The sequence below is a fragment of the Streptomyces sp. MI02-7b genome, from assembly GCF_033793585.1.
Taxonomy (GTDB): domain Bacteria; phylum Actinomycetota; class Actinomycetes; order Streptomycetales; family Streptomycetaceae; genus Actinacidiphila.
On record NZ_JARAWX010000010.1, the window covers coordinates 141,021 to 163,005 of the forward strand.

At 71.0% G+C, this 21,985-nt stretch carries 19 protein-coding genes; 16 read left to right on the plus strand and 3 right to left on the minus strand.

Going from position 1 to position 21,985, the window contains the following annotated elements; genetic code table 11:
* Positions 1-165: 165 nt before the first annotated feature.
* On the plus strand, positions 166-1,158 hold the full coding sequence (locus PV364_RS18580; protein ID WP_319661170.1) for a TerC family protein: 993 nt from the start codon (positions 166-168) through the stop codon (positions 1,156-1,158).
* A gap of 31 nt (positions 1,159-1,189) precedes the next feature.
* Here the strand turns inward: PV364_RS18580 and PV364_RS18585 are convergent, their stop codons facing one another.
* The 3 genes from PV364_RS18585 to PV364_RS18595 all read right to left on the minus strand — a co-directional run bounded on the left by PV364_RS18585 (position 1,190) and on the right by PV364_RS18595 (position 4,000).
* Positions 1,190-2,518, minus strand: coding sequence for an MFS transporter (locus PV364_RS18585; protein WP_319661171.1), 1,329 nt, complete (start codon positions 2,516-2,518; stop codon positions 1,190-1,192).
* An 89-nt stretch (positions 2,519-2,607) separates the two neighbouring features.
* Positions 2,608-3,264 (minus strand): MBL fold metallo-hydrolase, encoded by a 657-nt coding sequence (locus PV364_RS18590; protein ID WP_319661172.1) that lies wholly within the window; start codon positions 3,262-3,264, stop codon positions 2,608-2,610.
* Positions 3,265-3,268: 4 nt separating this feature from the next.
* Positions 3,269-4,000, minus strand: a complete 732-nt coding sequence (locus PV364_RS18595) for a maleylpyruvate isomerase family mycothiol-dependent enzyme (protein ID WP_319661173.1) — start codon at positions 3,998-4,000, stop codon at positions 3,269-3,271.
* 238 nt (positions 4,001-4,238) lie between these two features.
* On the opposite strand from PV364_RS18595, the gene uvrA reads away from it, so the two are divergent.
* The 15 genes from uvrA to pgi all read left to right on the plus strand — a co-directional run bounded on the left by uvrA (position 4,239) and on the right by pgi (position 21,939).
* Positions 4,239-7,157 carry an excinuclease ABC subunit UvrA gene (uvrA, locus tag PV364_RS18600; protein ID WP_319661174.1) on the plus strand — a complete coding sequence of 973 codons (2,919 nt, stop codon included), beginning with the start codon at positions 4,239-4,241 and terminating at the stop codon, positions 7,155-7,157.
* Between the two features lie 78 nt (positions 7,158-7,235).
* Entirely contained in the window at positions 7,236-7,670 is a 435-nt protein-coding gene (locus PV364_RS18605; protein WP_319661175.1) for a Rieske (2Fe-2S) protein, read from the plus strand.
* A 39-nt stretch (positions 7,671-7,709) separates the two neighbouring features.
* A complete protein-coding gene (uvrC, locus tag PV364_RS18610; RefSeq protein ID WP_319661177.1) occupies positions 7,710-9,773 on the plus strand; it encodes an excinuclease ABC subunit UvrC in 2,064 nt (687 codons plus the stop codon).
* On the plus strand, positions 9,770-10,693 hold the full coding sequence (rapZ, locus tag PV364_RS18615; protein WP_319661178.1) for an RNase adapter RapZ: 924 nt from the start codon (positions 9,770-9,772) through the stop codon (positions 10,691-10,693). The genes uvrC and rapZ overlap by 4 nt, the downstream gene beginning before the upstream one ends.
* The gene (locus PV364_RS18620) at positions 10,690-11,697 is read left to right on the plus strand and encodes a uridine diphosphate-N-acetylglucosamine-binding protein YvcK (protein WP_319661179.1); all 1,008 of its coding nucleotides are present in this window, start codon (positions 10,690-10,692) and stop codon (positions 11,695-11,697) included. The genes rapZ and PV364_RS18620 overlap by 4 nt, the downstream gene beginning before the upstream one ends.
* The gene (gene whiA, locus PV364_RS18625) at positions 11,688-12,665 is read left to right on the plus strand and encodes a DNA-binding protein WhiA (protein WP_319661180.1); all 978 of its coding nucleotides are present in this window, start codon (positions 11,688-11,690) and stop codon (positions 12,663-12,665) included. The genes PV364_RS18620 and whiA overlap by 10 nt, the downstream gene beginning before the upstream one ends.
* Before the next feature lie 183 nt (positions 12,666-12,848).
* Complete coding sequence (gene gap, locus PV364_RS18630) at positions 12,849-13,853, plus strand: type I glyceraldehyde-3-phosphate dehydrogenase (protein WP_319661181.1); 1,005 nt, start codon at positions 12,849-12,851, stop codon at positions 13,851-13,853.
* Between the two features lie 149 nt (positions 13,854-14,002).
* Positions 14,003-15,214: a phosphoglycerate kinase gene (locus tag PV364_RS18635; protein WP_319661182.1), complete on the plus strand. Its 1,212-nt coding sequence runs from the start codon at positions 14,003-14,005 to the stop codon at positions 15,212-15,214.
* A 3-nt stretch (positions 15,215-15,217) separates the two neighbouring features.
* Positions 15,218-15,994, plus strand: coding sequence for a triose-phosphate isomerase (gene tpiA / locus PV364_RS18640; RefSeq protein WP_319661183.1), 777 nt, complete (start codon positions 15,218-15,220; stop codon positions 15,992-15,994).
* Between the two features lie 131 nt (positions 15,995-16,125).
* The gene (gene secG, locus PV364_RS18645) at positions 16,126-16,362 is read left to right on the plus strand and encodes a preprotein translocase subunit SecG (RefSeq protein ID WP_319661184.1); all 237 of its coding nucleotides are present in this window, start codon (positions 16,126-16,128) and stop codon (positions 16,360-16,362) included.
* A 161-nt stretch (positions 16,363-16,523) separates the two neighbouring features.
* Complete coding sequence (locus tag PV364_RS18650; protein WP_078862516.1) at positions 16,524-16,859, plus strand: RNA polymerase-binding protein RbpA; 336 nt, start codon at positions 16,524-16,526, stop codon at positions 16,857-16,859.
* 128 nt (positions 16,860-16,987) lie between these two features.
* The gene (locus PV364_RS18655) at positions 16,988-17,968 is read left to right on the plus strand and encodes an N-acetylglucosamine kinase (protein WP_319661185.1); all 981 of its coding nucleotides are present in this window, start codon (positions 16,988-16,990) and stop codon (positions 17,966-17,968) included.
* Between the two features lie 71 nt (positions 17,969-18,039).
* Positions 18,040-18,807: an SIS domain-containing protein gene (locus tag PV364_RS18660; protein ID WP_319661186.1), complete on the plus strand. Its 768-nt coding sequence runs from the start codon at positions 18,040-18,042 to the stop codon at positions 18,805-18,807.
* A gap of 148 nt (positions 18,808-18,955) precedes the next feature.
* Positions 18,956-20,257 carry an MFS transporter gene (locus PV364_RS18665; protein WP_319661188.1) on the plus strand — a complete coding sequence of 434 codons (1,302 nt, stop codon included), beginning with the start codon at positions 18,956-18,958 and terminating at the stop codon, positions 20,255-20,257.
* Entirely contained in the window at positions 20,257-21,939 is a 1,683-nt protein-coding gene (gene pgi / locus PV364_RS18670) for a glucose-6-phosphate isomerase (protein WP_319661189.1), read from the plus strand. Before PV364_RS18665 ends, pgi begins: the two co-directional genes overlap by 1 nt.
* Positions 21,940-21,985: the final 46 nt, after the last annotated feature.

Below are 21,985 nucleotides of genomic sequence, written 5' to 3' on the forward strand. Positions count from 1 at the left end.
CGTGTACTGTTCTTTACGCGGAGGGGAGTACTCCTACGCGGTGCACCCGTCAGCACGGGAAAGAACAGCCCCGGGGCACCGGCCCGAGCGCGAGGCGCCAGGGTGGAGGAGACCTCCGGCAGCGGTCACGCTGACTCTTGCCAGCCCATCTGCCGGAGGCATCGCATGGATGTGTCCTTGAACCTCTGGGTGCTGACCATCGCCGGTCTCAGCGCCCTCATCGCCATCGACTTCTTCATCGGGCGCAAGCCCCATGACGTGTCGATCAAGGAGGCGGGGATCTGGACCGTCGTCTGGATCACCCTGGCCGCTCTCTTCGGCCTCGGCCTCCTGCTGTTCGCCGGGGGGCAGCCCGCGGGCGAGTTCTTCGCCGGCTTCATCACCGAGAAGTCGCTCAGCGTCGACAACCTCTTCGTCTTCGTCCTGATCATGGCGAAGTTCTCGGTGCCCACCCAGTACCAGCAGCGCGTCCTGCTGATCGGCGTGCTGATCGCGCTGGTGCTGCGAGCCGGCTTCATCGCCGCCGGTGCGGCGATCATCGCCAACTTCGCCTGGATCTTCTACCTCTTCGGCGCCTTCCTCATCTGGACCGCCTGGAAGCTGATCCAGGAGGCCCGCGCAGGTGAGCAGGACGAGGAGTTCGAGGAGAACCGGCTGCTCAAGGCCGCCGAGCGACGCTTCGGCGTCGCCGACCGCTACCACGGCACCAAGCTGTTCATCCAGAAGAACGGCAAGCGGATCATGACCCCGATGCTCGTGGTCATGCTGGCGATCGGCACCACCGACGTGCTGTTCGCACTGGACTCCATCCCCGCGATCTTCGGCCTCACCCAGGACCCGTACATCGTCTTCACCGCGAACGCCTTCGCGCTGATGGGCCTGCGGCAGCTGTACTTCCTCATCGGCGGCCTGCTGCGGAAGCTGGTGCACCTGTCCTACGGGCTGTCGGTGATCCTCGGCTTCATCGGCGTCAAGCTGGTGCTGCACGCGCTGCACGAGTCGGGTGTCCATGTGCCCGAGATCAGCATCCCGTTCTCCCTCGGCTTCATCGTCCTGGTCCTCGCGGTCACCACGGTGACGAGCCTGAGGACGTCCAGGAAGCAGTCGGCGCCGGAGGAGCGCAGCCGCAGCGAGGAGGAGCGGCACATCGACGCCTGACCCGTCCCCGGGGCTCCGGCACCGGGAGGTCTCAGTTCGCGCGGGGTCCGTGGCCGACGGCCACGGACCCCGCCGCCGTCCCTGTGCCCGCGGCCTCCCGCGTCCTGGTGTCCTCGCGGCGCGGGTCCGGCAGCGCCGCGAAGCAGGCCGTGCTGAGCAGCGCGACCACCGCGACGTAGACGGCCACCCCCCAGGGCGCGCCGCCGTCCTCCCCCGACAGCCGGGTCGCCGCGACCGGGGTGAGGGCGCCGCCCAGGATGCCGCCGAGGTTGTAGCCGAGCGAGGCGCCGGTGCAGCGCACCCGCTGCGGGTAGAGCTCGGGCAGGTACGCCCCCAGCACCGCGAAGACCGCGATGAAGGCCAGCAGCTGTGCGGCGGACCCCAGGACGAGCGCCGACGGCGAGCCGGTGCCCAGCAGCCAGGCGTACGGGAAGATCACCGCCCCCATCGCCGCCGTCCCGGCGAGCGCCAGGGGCCGTCGCCCGCAGCGGTCCCCGAGCAGCCCCACCCAGGGCGTCGCCGCGCCCTTGACCACGACGGCCGCCAGCACGCAGCCGAGCACCACGGTGCGGTCCATGCCGAGCCGCTCGGTGGCGTACGAGAGCGACCACGTGGTCACGGTGTAGAAGACGGCGTAGCCGCAGGCCATCGCGCCCGCCGTGAGCAGCAGCAGCCGCCAGTGGCCGCGCAGCAGCTCCACCAGCGGCACCCGGGACAGCTCGCCGCGCTCCGCGGCCCGCGCGAACTGCGGGGTCTCCGGCAGCGCCGCCCGCAGGGCCAGCCCGGCCAGCGCCAGCGCCCCCGCGGCCCAGAACGGCACGCGCCACCCCCAGGAGCGGAACGCGGCGTCGCTCAGCCCCGCCGACAGCGCCAGCACGATCCCGTTCGCCACGACGAAGCCCACCGCCGGGCCGGTCTGCGGCAGGCTCGCCCACAGTCCCCGCCGCCGCGCCGGAGCGTGCTCCGCGGCCAGCAGCACCGCCCCGCCCCACTCGCCGCCGAGCCCGAGCCCCTGCAGGAAGCGCAGCGCCACCAGGATCACGGGCGCGGCCACCCCGATCGCGTCATAGGTGGGCACCAGGCCCACGGCGGTCGTCGCGGCCCCGGTCAGCAGCAGGGAGCCCATCAGCACCGGGCGCCGCCCGAGGCGGTCGCCGATGTGCCCGAACAGCACCGAGCCGAGCGGCCGTGCCACGAAGCCCACCGCGAAGGTGCCGAACGCCGCGAGCGTCCCGGCGACGGGGGAGAAGGCGGGGAAGAACAGCGGGCCCAGGACGAGGGCTGCCGCGGTGCCGTAGGCGAAGAAGTCGTAGAACTCGATCGCGGTCCCGGCCGCCGAGGCGGCGGCGATCCGGGTCATGGAGACATCAGTGCGCACGCCGGTCCAACGACCCGGGTGCGCGGGGGGTGGTGCCGCCGATACGGTGGCGCCACCCCCGCGGCCGGCGGTCACCAGCCGCGTTCGCGCCATTCGGCCAGGTGCGGCCGCTCGTCGCCGAGCGTGGTGTCCCGGCCGTGGCCGGGGTAGACCCAGGTCTCGTCGGGGAGGGTGTCGAAGAGCTTGGCCTTGACGCCCTCGAAGAGGCTCGAGAAGTGGTCGGGGTTGTCGTGGGTGTTGCCGACGCCGCCCGGGAACAGGCAGTCGCCGGTGAAGACGTGCGGATGGCCGTGCGGGTCGTCGTAGATCAGGACGATGCTGCCGGGGGTGTGGCCCACCAGGTGGCGGGCGGTGAGGGCGACCTGGCCGACGCTGATCGTGTCGCCGTCCTCGACGGGGACGTCGGTGCGCACCGGGATGCCCTCGGCGTCGTGCCGGCCGGCGTAGGTGCGGGCGCCGGTGGCGTCCACCACGGCCTGCAGGGCCTGCCAGTGGTCGCCGTGCCGGTGCGTGGTGACGACGGACGCGAGCCCGTCGCTGCCGGCCACCTCGATCAGCGTGTGCGCGTCGTTGGCCGCGTCGATGAGCAACTGCTCGTCCGTGGCGCGGCAGCGCAGCACGTAGGCGTTGTTGTCCATCGGGCCGACCGCGACCTTGGTGATGATGAGGTCCTTGAGTTCGTGCACGTCGGGCGCGCCGCCCACCCTGACCTCGCCGCTGTACGTCATGGCCTCAGCCTAGTGGTGGCAGCACCGGCAGGGGGACGTCCGGCTGAACGCTCAGCTGCTCGCCGGCGGAACGGCCGGTGACCCAGGCCAGCAGGGCGTGCCGGGTTCCGCTGACCGTCAGCTCGGGCTCCGGTGCGGCACCGATCACCCACTTCTCGCCGCTGTCCGTGTCGTGCAGGCGCACGGCGGCGACGCCCTCGCGGCCGGACAGGTCGTCGACGACGGCGGCGAGCTCACGGATCGAGAAGGGCACGGGGAAGTGCTCGCAGGTGTAGCCGATGCCGAGGTCGACGTGGTGGAAGTAGATCTCCATGAGGCGCACGTAGGGGATCTCGGCGGCGGCGATGACGTGGCCCGAGCGCATGACCACTTGCGACGCCCAGCACTGCGGCGGGGTCTCCTCGATCGCGGTCGCCAGCCGGGCGGTGGAGATGCGCAGGTCGTCCAGTTGCTCGGCGAGCGTGCGGCCGGCGCCGGCCTCGATGTCGCGGTCGCGGCTCTCGCCGCTGGCGTACTGGGCGACCTCCTCGCCGGTGCGGGCCCAGATGAGCAGGTTGACCAGTGAGTCGGCGTTGCGGGACAGGTGGGTCAGGACGTGGCCGCGGGTCCAGCCGGCGAGGCGGGACGGCTCGGCGAGGCTCGCGGGCGGGAGCGCGGACACGGCGTCGATCAGCCGTTCGGTGGCTTGGCGCAGTTCGGCCGCATCGTGCTCGGGGTCGGGTCGTTGGACAGACACGGGACCTCCTGGTCGCACACAGGTGCAGGATGGGTGCACGTGATCCCCGTCCTGCGGAAGACGCTAGCGCGGGACACTCGATCGGGTGAAGGTGCCGCACCAGCTGCGTAAATCGAATGTGCGTGCTATAGGCTCGTTCTCGTCGCAACCGGAAGAAATCCCGTCGGCGCCCCGTTTACGCTTTCTGGGGGGCGTTGCTGCTTGCACCCTGTCTGTTCTATGAAAGGTACGCACTGGCGTGGCCGATCGACTTACCGTCCGTGGCGCTCGCGAGCACAACCTGAAGAACGTCTCGCTCGACCTCCCACGGGACTCGCTCATCGTCTTCACCGGCCTGTCCGGCTCGGGGAAGTCGTCCCTGGCGTTCGACACGATCTTCGCCGAGGGGCAGCGCCGCTACGTGGAGTCGCTCTCCTCCTACGCCCGGCAATTCCTTGGACAGATGGACAAGCCGGACGTCGACTTCATCGAGGGCCTGTCGCCGGCCGTCTCGATCGACCAGAAGTCGACCTCCCGCAACCCGCGCTCGACCGTCGGCACCATCACCGAGGTCTACGACTACCTGCGTCTGCTCTTCGCCCGCATCGGCAAGCCGCACTGCCCCGAGTGCGGCCGCCCGATCTCGCGGCAGTCGCCGCAGGCGATCGTCGACCGGGTGCTGGAGCTGGAGGAGGGCTCCCGGTTCCAGGTGCTCTCCCCGCTCGTCCGTGAGCGCAAGGGCGAGTTCGCCGACCTCTTCGCCGACCTGCAGACCAAGGGCTACAGCCGGGCCCGGGTCGACGGCGCGACGGTCCAGCTGACCGAGCCGCCGAAGCTGAAGAAGCAGGAGAAGCACACCATCGAGGTGGTCGTGGACCGCCTCACCGTCAAGGAGAGCGCCAAGCGCCGGCTGACCGACTCGGTCGAGACCGCGCTCGGGCTGTCCGGCGGCATGGTCATCCTGGACTTCGTCGACCTCCCCGAGGACGACCCGCAGCGCGAGCGGATGTTCTCCGAGCACCTCTACTGCCCCTACGACGACCTGTCCTTCGAGGAGATGGAGCCGCGCTCCTTCTCCTTCAACTCGCCCTTCGGCGCCTGCCCGGACTGCACCGGCATCGGCACCCGCATGGAGGTCGACCCCGAGCTGGTCGTACCCGACGAGGACAAGTCCCTCGACGAGGGCGCCATCGCGCCCTGGTCACTCGGCCACACCCGGGACTACTTCCAGCGCCTGGTCGGCGCGCTCGCCGACGAGCTCGGCTTCCGCACCGACATCCCGTGGGCCGGGCTGCCCCAGCGGGCGAAGAAGGCCCTGCTCAACGGGCACCGGACGCAGATCGAGGTGCGGTACCGCAACCGCTACGGACGGGAGCGCTCCTACACCACCGCCTTCGAAGGGGCGATCCCCTTCGTCCGGCGGCGGCACTCGGAGTCCGAGAGCGACTCCAGCCGTGAGCGCTTCGAGGGCTACATGCGCGAGGTGCCCTGCCCGACCTGCCAGGGCACCCGGCTCAAGCCGATCGTGCTGGCCGTCACGGTCCAGGACAAGTCCATCGCGGACGTCTCCGCGATGTCGATCAGCGACTGCGCGGAGTTCCTGCGCGGGATGAAGCTGAGCGCACGCGAGAAGACCATCGCCGAGCGGGTGCTGAAGGAGGTCAACGAGCGGCTGCGCTTCCTGGTCGACGTCGGCCTGGACTACCTCTCGCTCAACCGTGCCGCGGGCACCCTGTCCGGCGGCGAGGCCCAGCGCATCCGGCTGGCCACGCAGATCGGCTCCGGCCTGGTCGGCGTGCTCTATGTGCTCGACGAGCCGTCCATCGGCCTGCACCAGCGGGACAACCACCGGCTCATCGAGACCCTGGTGCGGCTGCGCGACCTGGGCAACACCCTGATCGTGGTCGAGCACGACGAGGACACCATCAAGACCTCCGACTGGGTGGTCGACATCGGTCCCGGCGCTGGTGAGCACGGCGGCAAGGTGGTGCACAGCGGTTCCCTGAAGGATCTGCTGCGCAACGAGGAGTCGCTGACCGGTCAGTACCTGGCCGGCAAGCGCCAGATTCCGATCCCGCCGATGCGGCGCCCGCTCGAGGGCGGCCGGCAGCTGACGGTGCGCGGCGCCAAGGAGAACAACCTGCGGGACATCGACGTGTCCTTCCCGCTGGGAGTCTTCACCGCGGTCACCGGTGTCTCCGGCTCCGGCAAGTCCACCCTCGTCAACGACATCCTCTACACCCACCTGGCGCGTGAACTGAACGGCGCCAGGGGCGTCCCGGGCCGGCACACCCGGGTCGACGGGGACGACCTGGTCGACAAGGTGGTCCATGTCGACCAGTCGCCGATCGGCCGCACGCCGCGCTCCAACCCGGCGACGTACACCGGTGTCTTCGACCACGTCCGCCGGCTCTTCGCGGAGACCATGGAGGCGAAGGTGCGCGGCTATCTGCCGGGCCGCTTCTCCTTCAACGTCAAGGGCGGCCGCTGCGAGAACTGCTCCGGCGACGGCACCATCAAGATCGAGATGAACTTCCTCCCGGACGTCTACGTCCCGTGCGAGGTCTGCCACGGCGCCCGGTACAACCGGGAGACCCTGGAGGTCCACTACAAGGGCAAGTCCATCGCCGAGGTCCTGGACATGCCGATCTCCGAGGCGCTGGACTTCTTCGAGGCGGTGCCGACCATCGCGCGTCACCTGCGCACCCTCACCGAGGTCGGCCTGGGGTACGTACGCCTCGGCCAGTCGGCCACGACGCTCTCCGGTGGCGAGGCGCAGCGCGTCAAGCTCGCCTCGGAGCTGCAGAAGCGGTCCACCGGCCGCACGGTCTACGTCCTGGACGAGCCGACCACGGGTCTGCACTTCGAGGACATCAGCAAGCTGATCAAGGTGCTGTCCGGTCTGGTCGAGAAGGGCAACACCGTGATCGTCATCGAGCACAACCTCGATGTGATCAAGACCGCGGACTGGGTCATCGACATGGGCCCGGAGGGCGGCAGCGGCGGCGGACTGGTGATCGCGGAAGGCACGCCCGAGCAGGTGGCGGCGGTAGGAGCGAGCCACACCGGCAAGTTCCTGCGGGACATCCTCGGCTCCGAGCGGATCTCCGACGCCCCGCCGGTGCCGGCCGCCCGTAAGCGGACCAGCACCCGGAAGAAGGCCGCGGCCAAGGCCTGACCGTCCGCGCAGAGCTTCGGCACGTAAGGTCGGGTCCAAGGTCGACTTTTCCTCACGTGCCGAAGCGGAGTTCTGCAAATGGCTGACACCACCGGATTCCCTCCCTGCCGCCGGGCCGTCCTGAAGGGCGCGGCCGTTGCCGGGGTCGCGGGGCTGGGCCTCACCGCGTGCGGCGCGGGCTCCGAGGACGGCGCCGACTCCACCGGGCCGACCAGCCCCGTGGATCTCGGCGCGGCCTCCGAGGTGCCCGTCGGCGGCGCCAAGCTGTACACCGCCGCGAAGGTTGTCGTAGCCCAGCCCACCAAGGGCGTCTACAAGGCCTACAGCGCCGTGTGCACGCACCAGGGCTGCGTCTGCGACAAACTGACCGGCACGACCCTCTCCTGCCCCTGTCACGGCAGCGGTTTCAACGCCGCCACCGGCGCGGTCGAGAACGGCCCCGCCTCCCGGCCACTGCCGTCCGTCGGTATTCGGGTCGAGGCGGGCAAGCTGGTGGCGGGTCCGTCCGCCTGAGGCCACGGGAATGTCATCGCCAGTCAGTAGGGTGGGGGCATGGCCGACCCCTCCAGCTACCGCCCCCAACCGGGACAGATCCCGGACTCCCCAGGGGTGTACAAGTTCCGGGACCAGCACGGCCGGGTGATCTATGTCGGGAAGGCGAAGAGCCTGCGCCAGCGGCTCTCCTCCTACTTCCAGGACATCGCGAACCTGCACCAGCGCACCCGCACGATGGTCACCACCGCCGCCTCCGTGGAATGGACGGTGGTGACCACCGAGGTCGAGGCGCTGCAACTGGAGTACTCCTGGATCAAGGAGTTCGACCCCCGCTTCAACGTCAAGTACCGGGACGACAAGAGCTATCCGTCGCTCGCGGTGACCATGAACGAGGAATTCCCCCGCGTCCAGGTCATGCGCGGTCCCAAGCGCAAGGGTGTGCGCTACTTCGGCCCGTACGCGCACGCCTGGGCGATCCGCGAGACCGTGGACCTGCTGCTGCGGGTCTTCCCCGTGCGCACCTGCTCCTCCGGGGTGTTCAAGCGCTCCGCGCAGATCGGCCGCCCCTGCCTGCTCGGTTACATCGGCAAGTGCTCCGCGCCCTGCGTCGGCCGGGTCACCCCCGAGGAGCACCGCGAACTCGCCGAGGAGTTCTGCGACTTCATGGCCGGCCGCACCGGCACGTATCTGCGCCGCCTGGAGCAGCAGATGAAGGACGCGGCCGTGGCGATGGAGTACGAGAAGGCCGCCCGGCTGCGGGACGACATAGAGGCGCTCAGACGCGCCATGGAGAAGAACGCCGTCGTCCTGGCGGATGCGACCGACGCCGATCTGATCGCCGTCGCCGAGGACGAGCTGGAGGCGGCCGTCCAGATCTTCCACGTCCGCGACGGCCGGGTCCGCGGCCAGCGCGGCTGGGTCACCGACCGGGTCGAGGAGATCGGCACCCCCGAGCTCGTCGAGCACGCCCTCCAGCAGCTGTACGGCGAGGAGCGGGGCGACTCGGTGCCCAAGGAGGTGCTGGTCCCCGCCCTGCCCGAGCCGTACGAGCCGGTCCAGCAGTGGCTCAGCGAGCGCCGCGGTTCCCAGGTCAGCCTGCGCGTCCCGCAGCGCGGCGACAAGAAGGACCTGATGGCCACGGTGCAGCGCAACGCCGTGCAGGCGCTCGCGCTGCACAAGACCCGGCGCGCCTCCGACCTGACCACGCGCTCCCGCGCGCTGGAGGAGATCGCCGAGGCGCTCGGCCTGGACACGGCGCCGCTGCGCATCGAGTGCTTCGACATCTCCCACCTCCAGGGGGACGACGTCGTCGCCTCGATGGTGGTCTTCGAGGACGGCCTGGCCCGCAAGAGCGAGTACCGGCGCTTCCAGATCAAGAGCTTCGCCGGGCAGGACGACGTCCGCTCCATGCACGAGGTGGTCTCCCGGCGCTTCCGCCGCTACCTGCTGGAGAAGCAGCGGACCGGCGAGTGGGTCGACGGGAACGGCGACGGCGCCGACGCCGCCGGTGCGGCGGACGGCGGCCCGGAGGTCGCGGGCGGCCCCATCGACCCGGATACCGGCAGGCCCCGCAAGTTCGCCTACCCGCCGCAACTGGTCGTCGTCGACGGCGGGGCGCCGCAGGTCGCGGCGGCCCGGCGGGCCCTGGAGGAACTGGGCGTGGAGGAGGTCGCCGTCTGCGGTCTCGCCAAGCGCCTGGAGGAGGTCTGGCTGCCCGGCGAGGACGACCCGGTCATCCTGCCGCGCACCAGCGAGGGCCTCTACCTGCTGCAGCGCGTCCGTGACGAGGCGCACCGCTTCGCCATCGCCTACCAGCGCAGCAAGCGGTCCAAGTCGATGAAGGCCGGTGCCCTGGACTCCGTCCCGGGCCTGGGCGAGAGCCGGCGGCAGGCGCTGCTGAAGCACTTCGGCTCGCTCAAGCGGCTGCGTGCGGCGACCGTCGAGCAGATCTGCGAGGTGCCCGGTGTGGGCCGGCGCACCGCGGAGGCGGTGCTCGTTGCCCTGGCCGGTGCCACCCCGGCCGGGCCGGCGGTGAACACGGCCACCGGAGAGATCATTGAGGAAGAAGAGGGGACGGCCGGTCCGGTGACCGTCTCCGCCGAACGGGGGAAGGGATCATGAACGAGAACGACGGAGGCGGATCACAGGTGACGACGGGCGGAGCGGGAGAGGCCGCGGAGGCGATCCCCGAACTCGTGATCATCTCGGGCATGTCCGGCGCCGGCCGCAGCCACGCCGCCAAGTGCCTGGAGGACCTCGGCTGGTTCGTCGTGGACAACCTGCCGCCGGCCCTCATTCCCACCATGGTGGACCTCGGCGCCCGCTCCCAGGGCAACGTGGCCCGGATCGCCGTCGTCGTGGACGTCCGCGGCCGGCGGTTCTTCGACAACCTGCGCGACTCCCTGGCGGACCTGGAGACCAAGGGCGTCAAGCGCCGCGTGCTCTTCCTGGAGGCCTCCGACGACACGCTGGTGCGCCGCTTCGAGTCCGTCCGCCGTCCCCACCCGCTGCAGGGCGACGGCCGGATCGTGGACGGCATCGCCAAGGAGCGCGAGCTGCTCAGCGAGCTGCGCGGCGACGCGGACCTGGTGATCGACACCTCCAGCCTCAACGTCCACGAACTGCGCGCCAAGATGGACGCCCAGTTCGCCGGCGAGGAGGAGCCGGAGCTGCGGGCCACGGTGATGTCCTTCGGCTTCAAGTACGGGCTCCCCGTCGACGCCGACCTCGTCGCCGACTGCCGCTTCCTGCCCAACCCGCACTGGGTCCCGGAGCTGCGTCCCTTCACCGGGCTCAACGACGAGGTCGCCACCTACGTCTTCAACCAGCCCGGCGCCAAGGAGTTCCTTGACCGGTACGCGGAGTTGCTGCACATCGTCAACGCGGGCTACCGGCGCGAGGGCAAGCGGTACGTGACCATCGCCGTCGGCTGCACCGGCGGCAAGCACCGGAGTGTGGCCATGTCCGAGCGGCTCGCCGCCCGGCTGTCCGCCGACGGAGTGGAGACGGTGGTCGTCCACCGGGACATGGGGCGCGAGTGAGGAAGACGACTCGGCGCTTGCGCCGGTCGGCACAACGCAGCGGCGCGGCGCCGAAGGTCGTGGCGCTCGGGGGCGGCCACGGACTGGCCGCCTCGCTCTCGGCGCTGCGCCGGATCACCCAGGACCTGACCGCCGTCGTCACCGTCGCCGACGACGGCGGCTCCAGCGGCCGCCTCCGGCAGGAGATGGGCGTACTGCCCCCCGGCGACCTGCGCAAGGCGCTCGCGGCGCTGTGCGGTGACGACGACTGGGGCCGGACCTGGTCGCAGGTCATCCAGCACCGCTTCGTCAGCCAGGGCGACCTGCACGGCCACGCGGTGGGCAATCTGCTGATCGTGGCGCTGTGGGAGCACCTCGGCGACCCGGTCGCCGCCCTGGAGTGGGTGGGCCGGCTGCTCGGCGCGCACGGCCGGGTGCTGCCGATGTCGGCCGTGCCGCTGGAGCTCACGGCGACCGTGCGCGGGCACGACCCGGAGAAGCCGGACGAGGTCTCCACCGTGCACGGCCAGGCGACCGTCGCGCTCACCCCCGGTGAGGTGCAGGAGGTCCAGCTGGTCCCGAACGACCCGCCGGCCGTTCCGGAGGCCGTGCAGTCCGTGCTGGACGCCGACTGGGTGGTGTTGGGACCCGGTTCCTGGTTCTCCTCGGTGATACCCCACCTCCTGGTGCCGGATCTGGTGTCCGCGCTGATGGAGACCCGGGCGCGGAAGGTGCTCGCGCTGAACCTCGCCCCGCAGCCGGGAGAGACCGAGGGCTTTTCTCCGCAGCGTCACTTGGAGGTTTTGGCCCGACACGCCCCTAAACTCACCATCGACGTGGTGCTGGCTGACGACGCCGCCGTACCCGACCGCGGAAGCCTGACAGAAGCTGCCGAGCGGTTGTCCGGAACGGTGGAGCTGGCCCGGGTCGCCGCGCCCGACGGGCCGCGGCACGACCCGGAGTTGCTGGCCGCCGCGTTCGACCGGATTTTTCGTATGCATGGAAGGATCGGCCCATGGCGATGACGCCAGCGGTGAAGGACGAGATCTCCCGGCTCCCCGTCACCCGGACCTGCTGCCGCAAGGCCGAGGTCTCGGCGATCCTCAGGTTCGCGGGGGGACTGCACCTGGTCAGCGGTCGCATCGTGATCGAGGCGGAGCTGGACACCGGGATCGCTGCTCGCAGGCTGCGCAAGGACATCCTGGAGATCTTCGGGCACTCCTCCGACCTCGTCGTCATGGCGCCCGGCGGGCTGCGCCGCGGCAGCCGGTTCGTCGTGCGGGTGGTCGCCGGCGGCGACCAGCTGGCCCGTCAGACCGGGCTCGTCGACGGCCGGGGCCGCCCCATCCGCGGACTGCCCCCGCAGGTGGTCTCCGGTGCGACGTGCGACGCCGAAGCGGCGTGGCGAGGGGCCTTCCTGGCCCACGGGTCGCTCACCGAGCCGGGCCGTTCCTCCTCCCTGGAGGTCACCTGCCCCGGCCCCGAGGCGGCCCTCGCGCTGGTCGGCGCCGCCCGCCGGCTGCAGATCGGGGCCAAGGCCCGCGAGGTGCGCAACGTCGATCGCGTGGTCGTCCGTGACGGTGACGCCATCGGCGCGCTGTTGACGCGCCTGGGCGCCCACGAGTCCGTGCTCGCCTGGGAGGAGCGCCGCATGCGGCGCGAGGTGCGCGCCACGGCCAACCGCCTCGCCAACTTCGACGACGCGAACCTGCGCCGCTCCGCCCGCGCGGCGGTCGCGGCGGGCGCCCGTGTCCAGCGCGCCCTGGAGATCCTCGGCGAGGAGGTGCCCGAGCACCTCGCGGCGGCCGGCCGGCTGCGGATGGACCACAAGCAGGCGTCGCTGGAGGAGCTCGGCTCGCTGGCGGAGCCGCCGCTCACCAAGGACGCGGTGGCGGGCCGCATCCGACGGCTGCTGGCGATGGCCGACAAGCGCGCGTCGGACATCGGCATCCCCGGCACGGAGTCCAACCTGACTGAGGAAATGGTCGGCTGAGACCGGCCGCGAGGGGGGGCGTCGGCCACGCCGGGCCCGGTTACCCGTCCGTAGGGCGGGCACCGGCGGTGCCGATGTCACCGCTGCGTTCCGGCCGGGGTAGGGTCGTCCTTGGTCGGGGACATCCCATACGTCGCAGCCGGAGCGAAATGGCATCCGGCACATCAGCGAGGAGATCGGTTCGTGACGATCCGCGTAGGCATCAACGGCTTTGGTCGCATCGGTCGTAACTTCTTCCGTGCCGCCCTGGAGCAGGGTGCGGACATCGAGATCGTGGCTGTCAACGACCTGGGCGACACCGCCACCACGGCACACCTGCTCAAGTACGACACCATCCTGGGCCGCCTGAAGGCGGAGGTCACCCACACCGCCGACTCCATCACGGTGGACGGCCACACCATCAAGGTGCTGTCGGAGCGCAACCCCTCCGACATCCCGTGGGGCCAGCTGGGCGTCGACATCGTGATCGAGTCCACCGGCATCTTCACCAAGGCCGCGGACGCCAAGAAGCACATCGAGGGTGGCGCCAAGAAGGTCATCATCTCGGCGCCGGCGTCCGACGAGGACATCACGATCGTGATGGGCGTCAACAACGACAAGTACGACGCCGCGAAGCACAACATCATCTCCAACGCCTCCTGCACCACCAACTGTGTGGCGCCGATGGCGAAGGTCCTGGACGAGAACTTCGGCATCGTCAAGGGCATGATGACCACGGTGCACGCGTACACGAACGACCAGCGCATCCTTGACTTCCCGCACAAGGACCTGCGTCGCGCCCGTGCCGCCGCCGAGAACATCATCCCGACCTCGACCGGTGCCGCGAAGGCCACCGCCCTGGTCCTTCCGCAGCTCAAGGGCAAGCTGGACGGCATCGCCATGCGCGTCCCGGTCCCGACCGGCTCCGTGACCGACCTGGTCATCGAGCTCGAGCGCGAGGTCACCAAGGACGAGGTCAACGCCGCCTTCCAGAAGGCCGCCGAGGGCCAGCTCAAGGGCATCCTGGAGTACACCGAGGACCCGATCGTGTCCTCGGACATCGTCAACTGGCCGGCCTCCTGCACCTTCGACTCGTCCCTGACGATGGCTCAGGGCAAGCAGGTCAAGGTCATCGGCTGGTACGACAATGAGTGGGGCTACTCCAACCGCCTCGTCGACCTGACCGTGTTCGTCGGCGGCCAGCTCTGACAAGGGCTCTTCAGCCCGCCATGCCATGAGGACAGGGTCCGAACGACGCAGTGTCGTCCGGGCCCTGTCCCATGACCTTTCCATGACTGCCCCATGACGCGAGCGCCGTGCCGGTACGCCGGCGGGGCCGAGGCAGGAGAGTCCTCACCATGAAGACGATCGACGAACTCATCGACGAGGGGGTCGGCGGCAAGCGGGTCTTCGTCCGCGCCGACCTCAATGTGCCGCTGTCCGGCGACACGATCACCGACGACGGCCGCATCCGCGCCGTCGTGCCGACCATCGCCAAGCTGGCCGGGGCCGGCGCCAAGGTGGTCGTCACCTCCCACCTGGGCCGCCCCAAGGGCGCGCCCGACCCGCAGTTCTCGCTGGCGCCGGTCGCCCGCCGGCTCGGTGAACTCCTGGGCACGAAGGTCGCGTTCGCGACCGACACCGTGGGGGAGAACGCCCGCGACGTGGTCGGCGCCCTTGCCGACGGCGGCGTCGCGCTGCTGGAGAACCTGCGCTTCAACCCGGGCGAGACCAGCAAGGACGACGCTGAGCGCGGCGCCTTCGCCGACCGGCTGGCCGAGCTCGCGGAGCTCTACGTCGGCGACGGCTTCGGTGCCGTGCACCGCAAGCACGCCTCCGTCTACGACCTGCCGGCCCGGCTGCCGCACGCCGCGGGCCTGCTGATCGCCACCGAGGTCGGCGTGCTGAAGAAGCTCACCGAGGACGTGGCCCGTCCGTACGCGGTGGTGCTCGGCGGCGCCAAGGTGTCCGACAAGCTGGGCGTGATCGACCACCTGCTGGACCGCGCCGACCGCATCCTGATCGGCGGCGGCATGCTCTTCACGTTCCTCAAGGCCCAGGGCCACGAGGTCGGCAAGAGCCTGGTGCAGGACGACCAGCTCGGGATCGTCGCGGAGTACCTGGAGCGGGCGAAGGCCAAGGGCGTGGAGTTCGTGCTGCCCGTGGACGTCGTCGGCGCCCCGTCCTTCCCCGACCTGAAGAACCCGGTCGCCGGCAACCCCGTGACCGTCCCCGTCGACGCCTTCCCCGGCGACCTGATGGGCCTCGACATCGGTCCGGAGACCCGCAAGCTCTTCGCTTCGAAGCTCGCCGACACGGCCACCGTCTTCTGGAACGGGCCCATGGGCGTCTTCGAGCACCCCGACTACGCCGAGGGCACCCGCGCGGTCGCCCAGGCCCTCCTCGACAGCCCCGCGTTCACCGTCGTCGGCGGCGGCGACTCCGCCGCGGCCGTGCGCATCCTGGGCTTCGACGAGAACGCCTTCGGCCACATCTCGACCGGTGGCGGCGCGAGCCTCGAGTACCTCGAGGGCAAGACGCTCCCCGGCCTCGCCGCACTGGAGGACTGACCGATGACCCCGCGCACGCCGATCATGGCGGGCAACTGGAAGATGAACCTCAACCACCTCGAGGCTCTCGCCCACGTCCAGAAGCTCGCTTTCGCGCTCAACGAGAAGGACTTCGACGCCGTCGAGGTCGTCGTCCTGCCGCCGTTCACCGACCTCAGGGGCGTGCAGACCCTGATCGAGGCGGACAAGCTGAAGATCAAGTACGGTGCGCAGGACCTGTCCGCGCACGAGTCCGGCGCGTACACCGGTGAGGTCTCCGGCTCGATGCTCGCCAAGCTGAAGTGCTCGTACGTGGTCATCGGCCACTCCGAGCGCCGCCAGTACCACGGCGAGAACGAGGAGATCGTCAACGCCAAGGTCAAGGCCGCCCTCCGGCACGACCTGACCCCCATCGTCTGCGTCGGCGAGGGCCTGGACGTCCGCAAGGCCGGCAACCAGGTGTCCTTCACCCTCGCCCAGCTCGACGGTGCCCTGAAGGACATCCCGGCCGAGCAGGCGAAGACCCTGGTCATCGCGTACGAGCCGGTGTGGGCCATCGGCACCGGCGAGGTCGCCACCCCCGAGGACGCCCAGGAGGTCTGCGGGGCGATCCGCGGACGGCTTGCCGAGCTGTACGACCAGGAGCTGGCCGACGCGGTCCGCATCCAGTACGGCGGCTCCGTGAAGAGCGGCAACGTCGCGGCGATCATGGCGCAGCCCGACGTGGACGGCGCCCTGGTGGGCGGCGCGTCGCTCGACGCGGAGGAGTTCGTCAAGATCGTCCGTTTCCGCGACCAGTAACGCGATCACGCGTTCCCACGGGCAGTAGGCTGTCGGGCCCTGCCCGAAGTACTCTGTCGGGGGCCGGAGGGCTGCACGCCAGCCGACCGGCCCCCGCCTCGTCCTAGGTCACCGAGAGAGTTGGTCCAGCTGTGGTCATCGGGTTCTCCATCGCCCTCATCATCTTCAGCCTGCTGCTGTTGCTGCTCGTGCTGATGCACAAGGGCAAGGGCGGCGGCCTGTCCGACATGTTCGGCGGCGGCATGCAGTCGTCCGTCGGCGGTTCCTCGGTGGCCGAGCGCAACCTGGACCGGATCACGGTTGTGGTCGGTCTGCTGTGGTTTGCGTGCATTGTCGCCCTCGGTCTTCTGCTCAAGTTCCAGAAGTGACCGACTCCCGCGTATCCGGGGAGAACTGACGCCTTGTCGCCGACGCGACTTATCATGGAAGCGCGTCTTGGGATACGGTGCCCTCTCCCCGCCGCCGCGGGGTGAACCGGTCTCCGTAAACTGGGCGACCTCGCAGCACGATCACGCAGGGAGTTACGACCGTGGCAAGTGGCAACGCGATCCGTGGCAGTCGGGTCGGGGCGGGGCCGATGGGAGAGGCCGAGCGGGGCGAGTCCGCGCCGCGTCTGCGCATCTCCTTCTGGTGCTCCAACGGGCACGAGACCCAGCCGAGTTTCGCGAGCGACGCACAGATCCCGGACACCTGGGACTGCCCGCGCTGCGGCTTCCCGGCCGGGCAGGACGAGGAGAACCCGCCGGCCCCCCCGCGCACCGAGCCGTACAAGACGCACCTCGCGTATGTGCGGGAGCGCCGCAGCGCGGCCGACGGCGAGGCGATCCTCGCCGAGGCGCTCGCCAAGCTCCGGGGCGAGATCTGAGCGGTTCCCGCCGCACGTCCGGCAGGACATTCACCACGGGCCCGGCCCGCGAACAGGAGATCCTCCTTTCGCGGTCCGGGCCGTCGCGTTCGGTCGACACTGGGTAACGGGACCGTATACTCGCGGTTGTGGCTCTGGTGATCGGCATCGATGCGGGCGGAACGCGGACCCGGGCGTATCTCGCCGACGCGGCTCCCGAGGGGCAGGTTCTCGGCGAGGGCGAGGGCGGACCCGGCAACGCGATGAGCGTCGAGCGGGTGGCGCTCACGCAGCATCTCGCGGACGCGCTCAGGAGCGCGGTCCCGGAGGACCGCAGGGGTGAGGTCACGGCCGTCGTCGGCGGCTTCGCCGGCGCCGCCCTGGACACCGGTCCCGAGGTCGGGCGGCGGCTCGCCGCCTCGTGTCTGCGGGCCGCGCTGGACAGTACGGGGATCGGCGCCCTGGATGTGACCGTCTGCGGCGACATCGAGGTCGCCTTCGCCTCCGCCCCGGGCGTTCCCGCCGACGGCATGGCGCTGGTCGCCGGCACCGGAGCGGTCGCCGCCCGGATCGAGAAGCGCCGCCAGACCCTGCTGGCGGACGGCAACGGCTGGCTCATCGGCGACGAGGGCAGCGGGTTCTGGCTCGGCCGCGAGGTGATGCGCGCCGCGGTGCGCGCCCTGGACGGCCGTGGCCCCTGGACGACGCTCGTGGAGGCCGTCCTGTCCCACTACCTGGACTCCCCGGGCGGCCCGTACCTGGCCCAGGAGCGCCCCAGCGACAACGAGTGCCATGTGCTGCGCAACCGTCTGGTGCCCTATGTCTACGCCGAACCACCGGTCCGGCTCGCCCGGCTGAGCCCGCTGGCCGTGGCCGCCGACCGCGACGGCGACGAGGTGGCCGGCAACCTGCTGGACGACGCCGCCGACGAACTCGCGGCGACCGTCGCCGCCCTGGACCCGCAGGCGGGCGAGCCGCTGGTCGTCACCGGCGGCCTGCTGGGCCCCTCCGGGCCGCTGCTGGGCCGCGTGTCGGCCCGCGCGGAGGAGATGGACCTGCACGTCCTGCCGGTGCGGGACGGCGGTGCGGGCGCTCTGGCGCTGGCCCGCATGCAGGTGCAGGGGGATTGACGTGGACTAGACCTCTCGTCCATCGTGGCCGTGGACATCCAGTGGATCACCGGACTCAGGGGGAACCGGCCATGGCCGACGACGTGACGACGAGTGCTGCCCGGTTCGCCGAGGAGGCCCGTGCCGCCATCGACCGGGTGGTCGAGGCGAACCACGACTCGGTGGCGGCGGCGGCCCGGCTGATCGCCGACTGCGTGGCCGCCGACGGCGTGCTCCAGGCCTTCGGCACCGGGCACTCGCAGGCCACCGCGCTGGAGATCGCGGGCCGGGCCGGGGGACTGATCCCCACCAACCGCATCGCGCTCAACGATCTCGTCCTGCGCGGCGGCGACGACCGCTCGGTGCTCACCGACCCCCTGCTGGAGCGCTCGCCGGGCCTGGCCAAGCGGCTGTACGAGCTGACCGCGCCGCGGCCGGGCGACCTGTTCGTGATCATCTCCAACTCCGGGGTCAACAACTCGATCGTCGACATGGCCCTGCACGTCAAGGCCGAGGGCCACCCCCTGATCGCGCTCACCTCCCTGGAACACACCCGTGCCGTGCCCGCGCTGCACCCCAGCGGCAAGCGGCTGGCCGACCTCGCCGACGCGGTCCTCGACAACGGCGCCCCCTTCGGTGACGCGCTGCTGCCGCTGCCCGGCGGCGGGGCGCTGTGCGGGGTCTCCACCATCACCTCCGCGATGCTCGTCCAGATGACCGTGGCCGAGGCCGTCGGCCTGCTCACGGCGGAGGGGTTCGAGGCGCCGGTGTACGTCTCGGCGAACGTGCCGGGCGGCTTCGAGCGCAATCTCGTCCTGGAGGAGCACTACGGCGAGCGACTGCACCGCGCGGGCGCCTGACCCCGTCCCACCTGTTCCGCCTGTGCCACCTGTTCCGCCTGGTCCATCTGTTCCGCCTTTCGGGCCCTCGGCCTGCGCGGACGGTGCGTTGTCAGTGGGTCCGGCTACGGTCTGTGACAGCTGACCGAAGACCGGTAAGGGTGGATCCATGAGTGGCATGAGCGTGCCGGCGGGGGAGCGCGCGCCCGCGTGGCGTGGCGGGTTCGGACGACTGTGGACGGCCGCCGCGGTCTCGCGCTTCGGCGACGGGCTCCGGGGCGCGGCCCTGCCGCTGCTCGCGGTGGGACTCACCGACTCGCCGCTGCTGGTCTCCCTGGTCACCGCCGCCGGATTCCTGCCCTGGCTGCTCTTCGGCCTGCTGGGCGGTGCCGTCGCCGACCGCGTGGACCAGCGGCGGGCCATGTGGGCGGTGGACGCGGTGCGCGCGGCGCTGGTGGCGGCCTTCGCGGTGGCCGTGTGGCGGGGCGCCGCGGACATCGGGCTGCTGCTCGTCCTGGCCTTTTCGCTGACCACGCTGCAGACGCTCTTCGACAACGCCGCGACCGCCCTGCTGCCCTCGGTCGTCCCCGGGGACGCCCTGGGGCGTGCCAACGCCCGGCTGATGACCGGCCAGACCGTGGCGGGCACCTTCCTCGGGGCACCGCTGGTGCCCGTGCTGCTCGGCCTGACAGCCGCCGCGCCGTTCGCCGCGGACGCAGTGACCTACGCCGCCGCGGCCGCGCTGGTGGCCTCGCTGCGGCGGCCCGCGCCCGTTCGGCCGCCGCGCGCCGTGGGCCGCACACTGCGCCAGGACATCGCCGAGGGGATACGCGCCCTGCGGCGGGACCGGGTCCTGCGGGCGCTGTGCGTGGCGAACACCGTCGCCAACACCGGAGTCGGCGCGGTCATCGCCACCCTCGTGCTCCTGGTGACCGGCCGGCTGCACGCCGGGCATGCCGGCTACGTCGCCGTCCTCGTCGCGTACGGCGTGGGCAGCGTGGCCGGGGGAGCGCTCGCCGGGCGGTGGTCCGCGCTGTTCGGCGGGCGCGGCCGGGCGCTGATACCGGGGCTCGCCGTCCAGGCCGGGTGCCTGGTCGTGCTCGGCGCGGCGCGGTCGCTCGCGGTCGCCGTCACCGTCATGGCGGTGTTCGGTGCCCTGGGCATGGTCTGGAACGTCAACGAGGCCACGCTGGTCCAGCGACGCACCCCCGAGGCCCTGCTGGGCCGGGTCAGCGCCGCCATGCGCACCCTGGCCGTGGCCGGGGCGCCACTGGGCGCACTGGCGGGCGGCGTTGCCGCGGGGGCCTGGGGCCTGGGCACCCCGCCGCTGCTGGCCGCCGCGTTGTTCGGATGCGCGTCGGTCGCGTTGACACCCGTCGTCACCACGCCAGAGGCCGGGGGTGAATCTCCTGCGGGCACAGGATCAACTAGTTTGGACCTGCAGCACGGAGGACGAGGAGAAGTGGACTGATGTCCGGAACCAACACGCAGGGCCGTACCCGTCTCGACCAGCGGCCGGAGTGGCAGGCGCTCGCCAGGCACCGCGAGGAGATGGGCTCCGCCCACCTGCGGGAGCTGTTCGCCGCCGACCCCGGCCGCGCCGAGCGCTACACCCTCCAGGTGGGCGACCTCCATCTGGACTACTCCAAGAACCTGGTCACCGACGAGACGCTGGACCTGCTGCGCGAACTGGCCGCCGCCACCGGCGTCACCGAGCTGCGGGACGCGATGTTCCGCGGCGAGCGCATCAACGTCACCGAGAACCGCGCGGTGCTCCACACGGCACTGCGCGCCCCGAAGTCGGCCGTGGTCGAGGTCGACGGCGAGAACGTCATCCCGGCCGTCCACCAGGTGCTGGCGAAGATGGCGGACTTCGCGGGCGCCGTGCGCTCCGGCAAGTGGGTCGGGTCGACCGGACGCCGCATCAAGAACGTGGTGAACATCGGCATCGGCGGCTCCGACCTCGGCCCCGCCATGGCGTACGAGGCCCTGCGGGCCTACAGCGACCGCTCGCTGACCTTCCGTTTCGTCTCCAACGTGGACGGCTCGGACCTGCACGAGGCGGTGCGCGACCTGGACCCGGCGGAGACGCTGTTCATCGTCGCGTCCAAGACGTTCACCACCATCGAGACCATCACCAACGCCACCTCCGCGCGCGAGTGGCTGCTGGACGGCCTCGGCAAGTCGGGCACCCGGGCCGACGCCGAGGACTCGCCGGTCCGCTTCCACTTCGTGGCGCTGTCCACCAACGCCGACGAGGTCTCCAAGTTCGGCATCGACACGGCCAACATGTTCGAGTTCTGGGACTGGGTCGGCGGCCGTTACTCCTACGACTCCGCCATCGGCCTGTCGCTGATGATCGCCATCGGCCCGGACCACTTCCGCGAGATGCTGGCCGGCTTCCACCTGGTCGACGAGCACTTCCGCACCGCCCCGCCGGAGCAGAACGTGCCCATGCTGCTGGGCCTGCTCGGCGTCTGGTACGGCCAGTTCTTCGACGCCCAGTCGCACGCGGTGCTGCCCTACAGCCACTACCTGTCGAAGTTCCCCGCCTACCTGCAGCAGCTCGACATGGAGTCCAACGGCAAGTCCGTGGACCGGGACGGAAACCCCGTCACCTGGCAGACCGGCCCGGTGGTCTGGGGCACGCCCGGCACCAACGGTCAGCACGCCTACTACCAGCTGCTGCACCAGGGCACGAAGTTCATCCCCGCGGACTTCATCGGCTTCGCCCGGCCGCTGGGCGAGCTCGAACCGCGACTGGCCGCCCAGCACGACCTGCTGATGGCGAACTTCTTCGCCCAGACCCAGGCGCTGGCCTTCGGCAAGACCAGCGACGAGGTCCGCGCCGAGGGCGTGGCCGAGGCGCAGGTGCCGCACCGCACGTTCCGCGGCAACCACCCGACCACCACGATCCTGGCGACCGAGCTGACCCCCTCGGTGCTCGGCCAGCTCGTGGCGCTGTACGAGCAGAAGGTCTTCGTCCAAGGCGCGGTCTGGAACATCGACTCGTTCGACCAATGGGGCGTCGAGCTCGGCAAGGTGCTGGCCAAGCGCGTGGAGCCCGCCCTGACCGAAGGCGCGGACGTCGAGGGCCTGGACGCCTCCACCAAGGGGCTGGTCGCCGACTACCGCTCCCTGCGCGGCCGCTGAGACACCGACAGCACCGGGACACCAAGAACGCCGGGCGGGCCCCTCA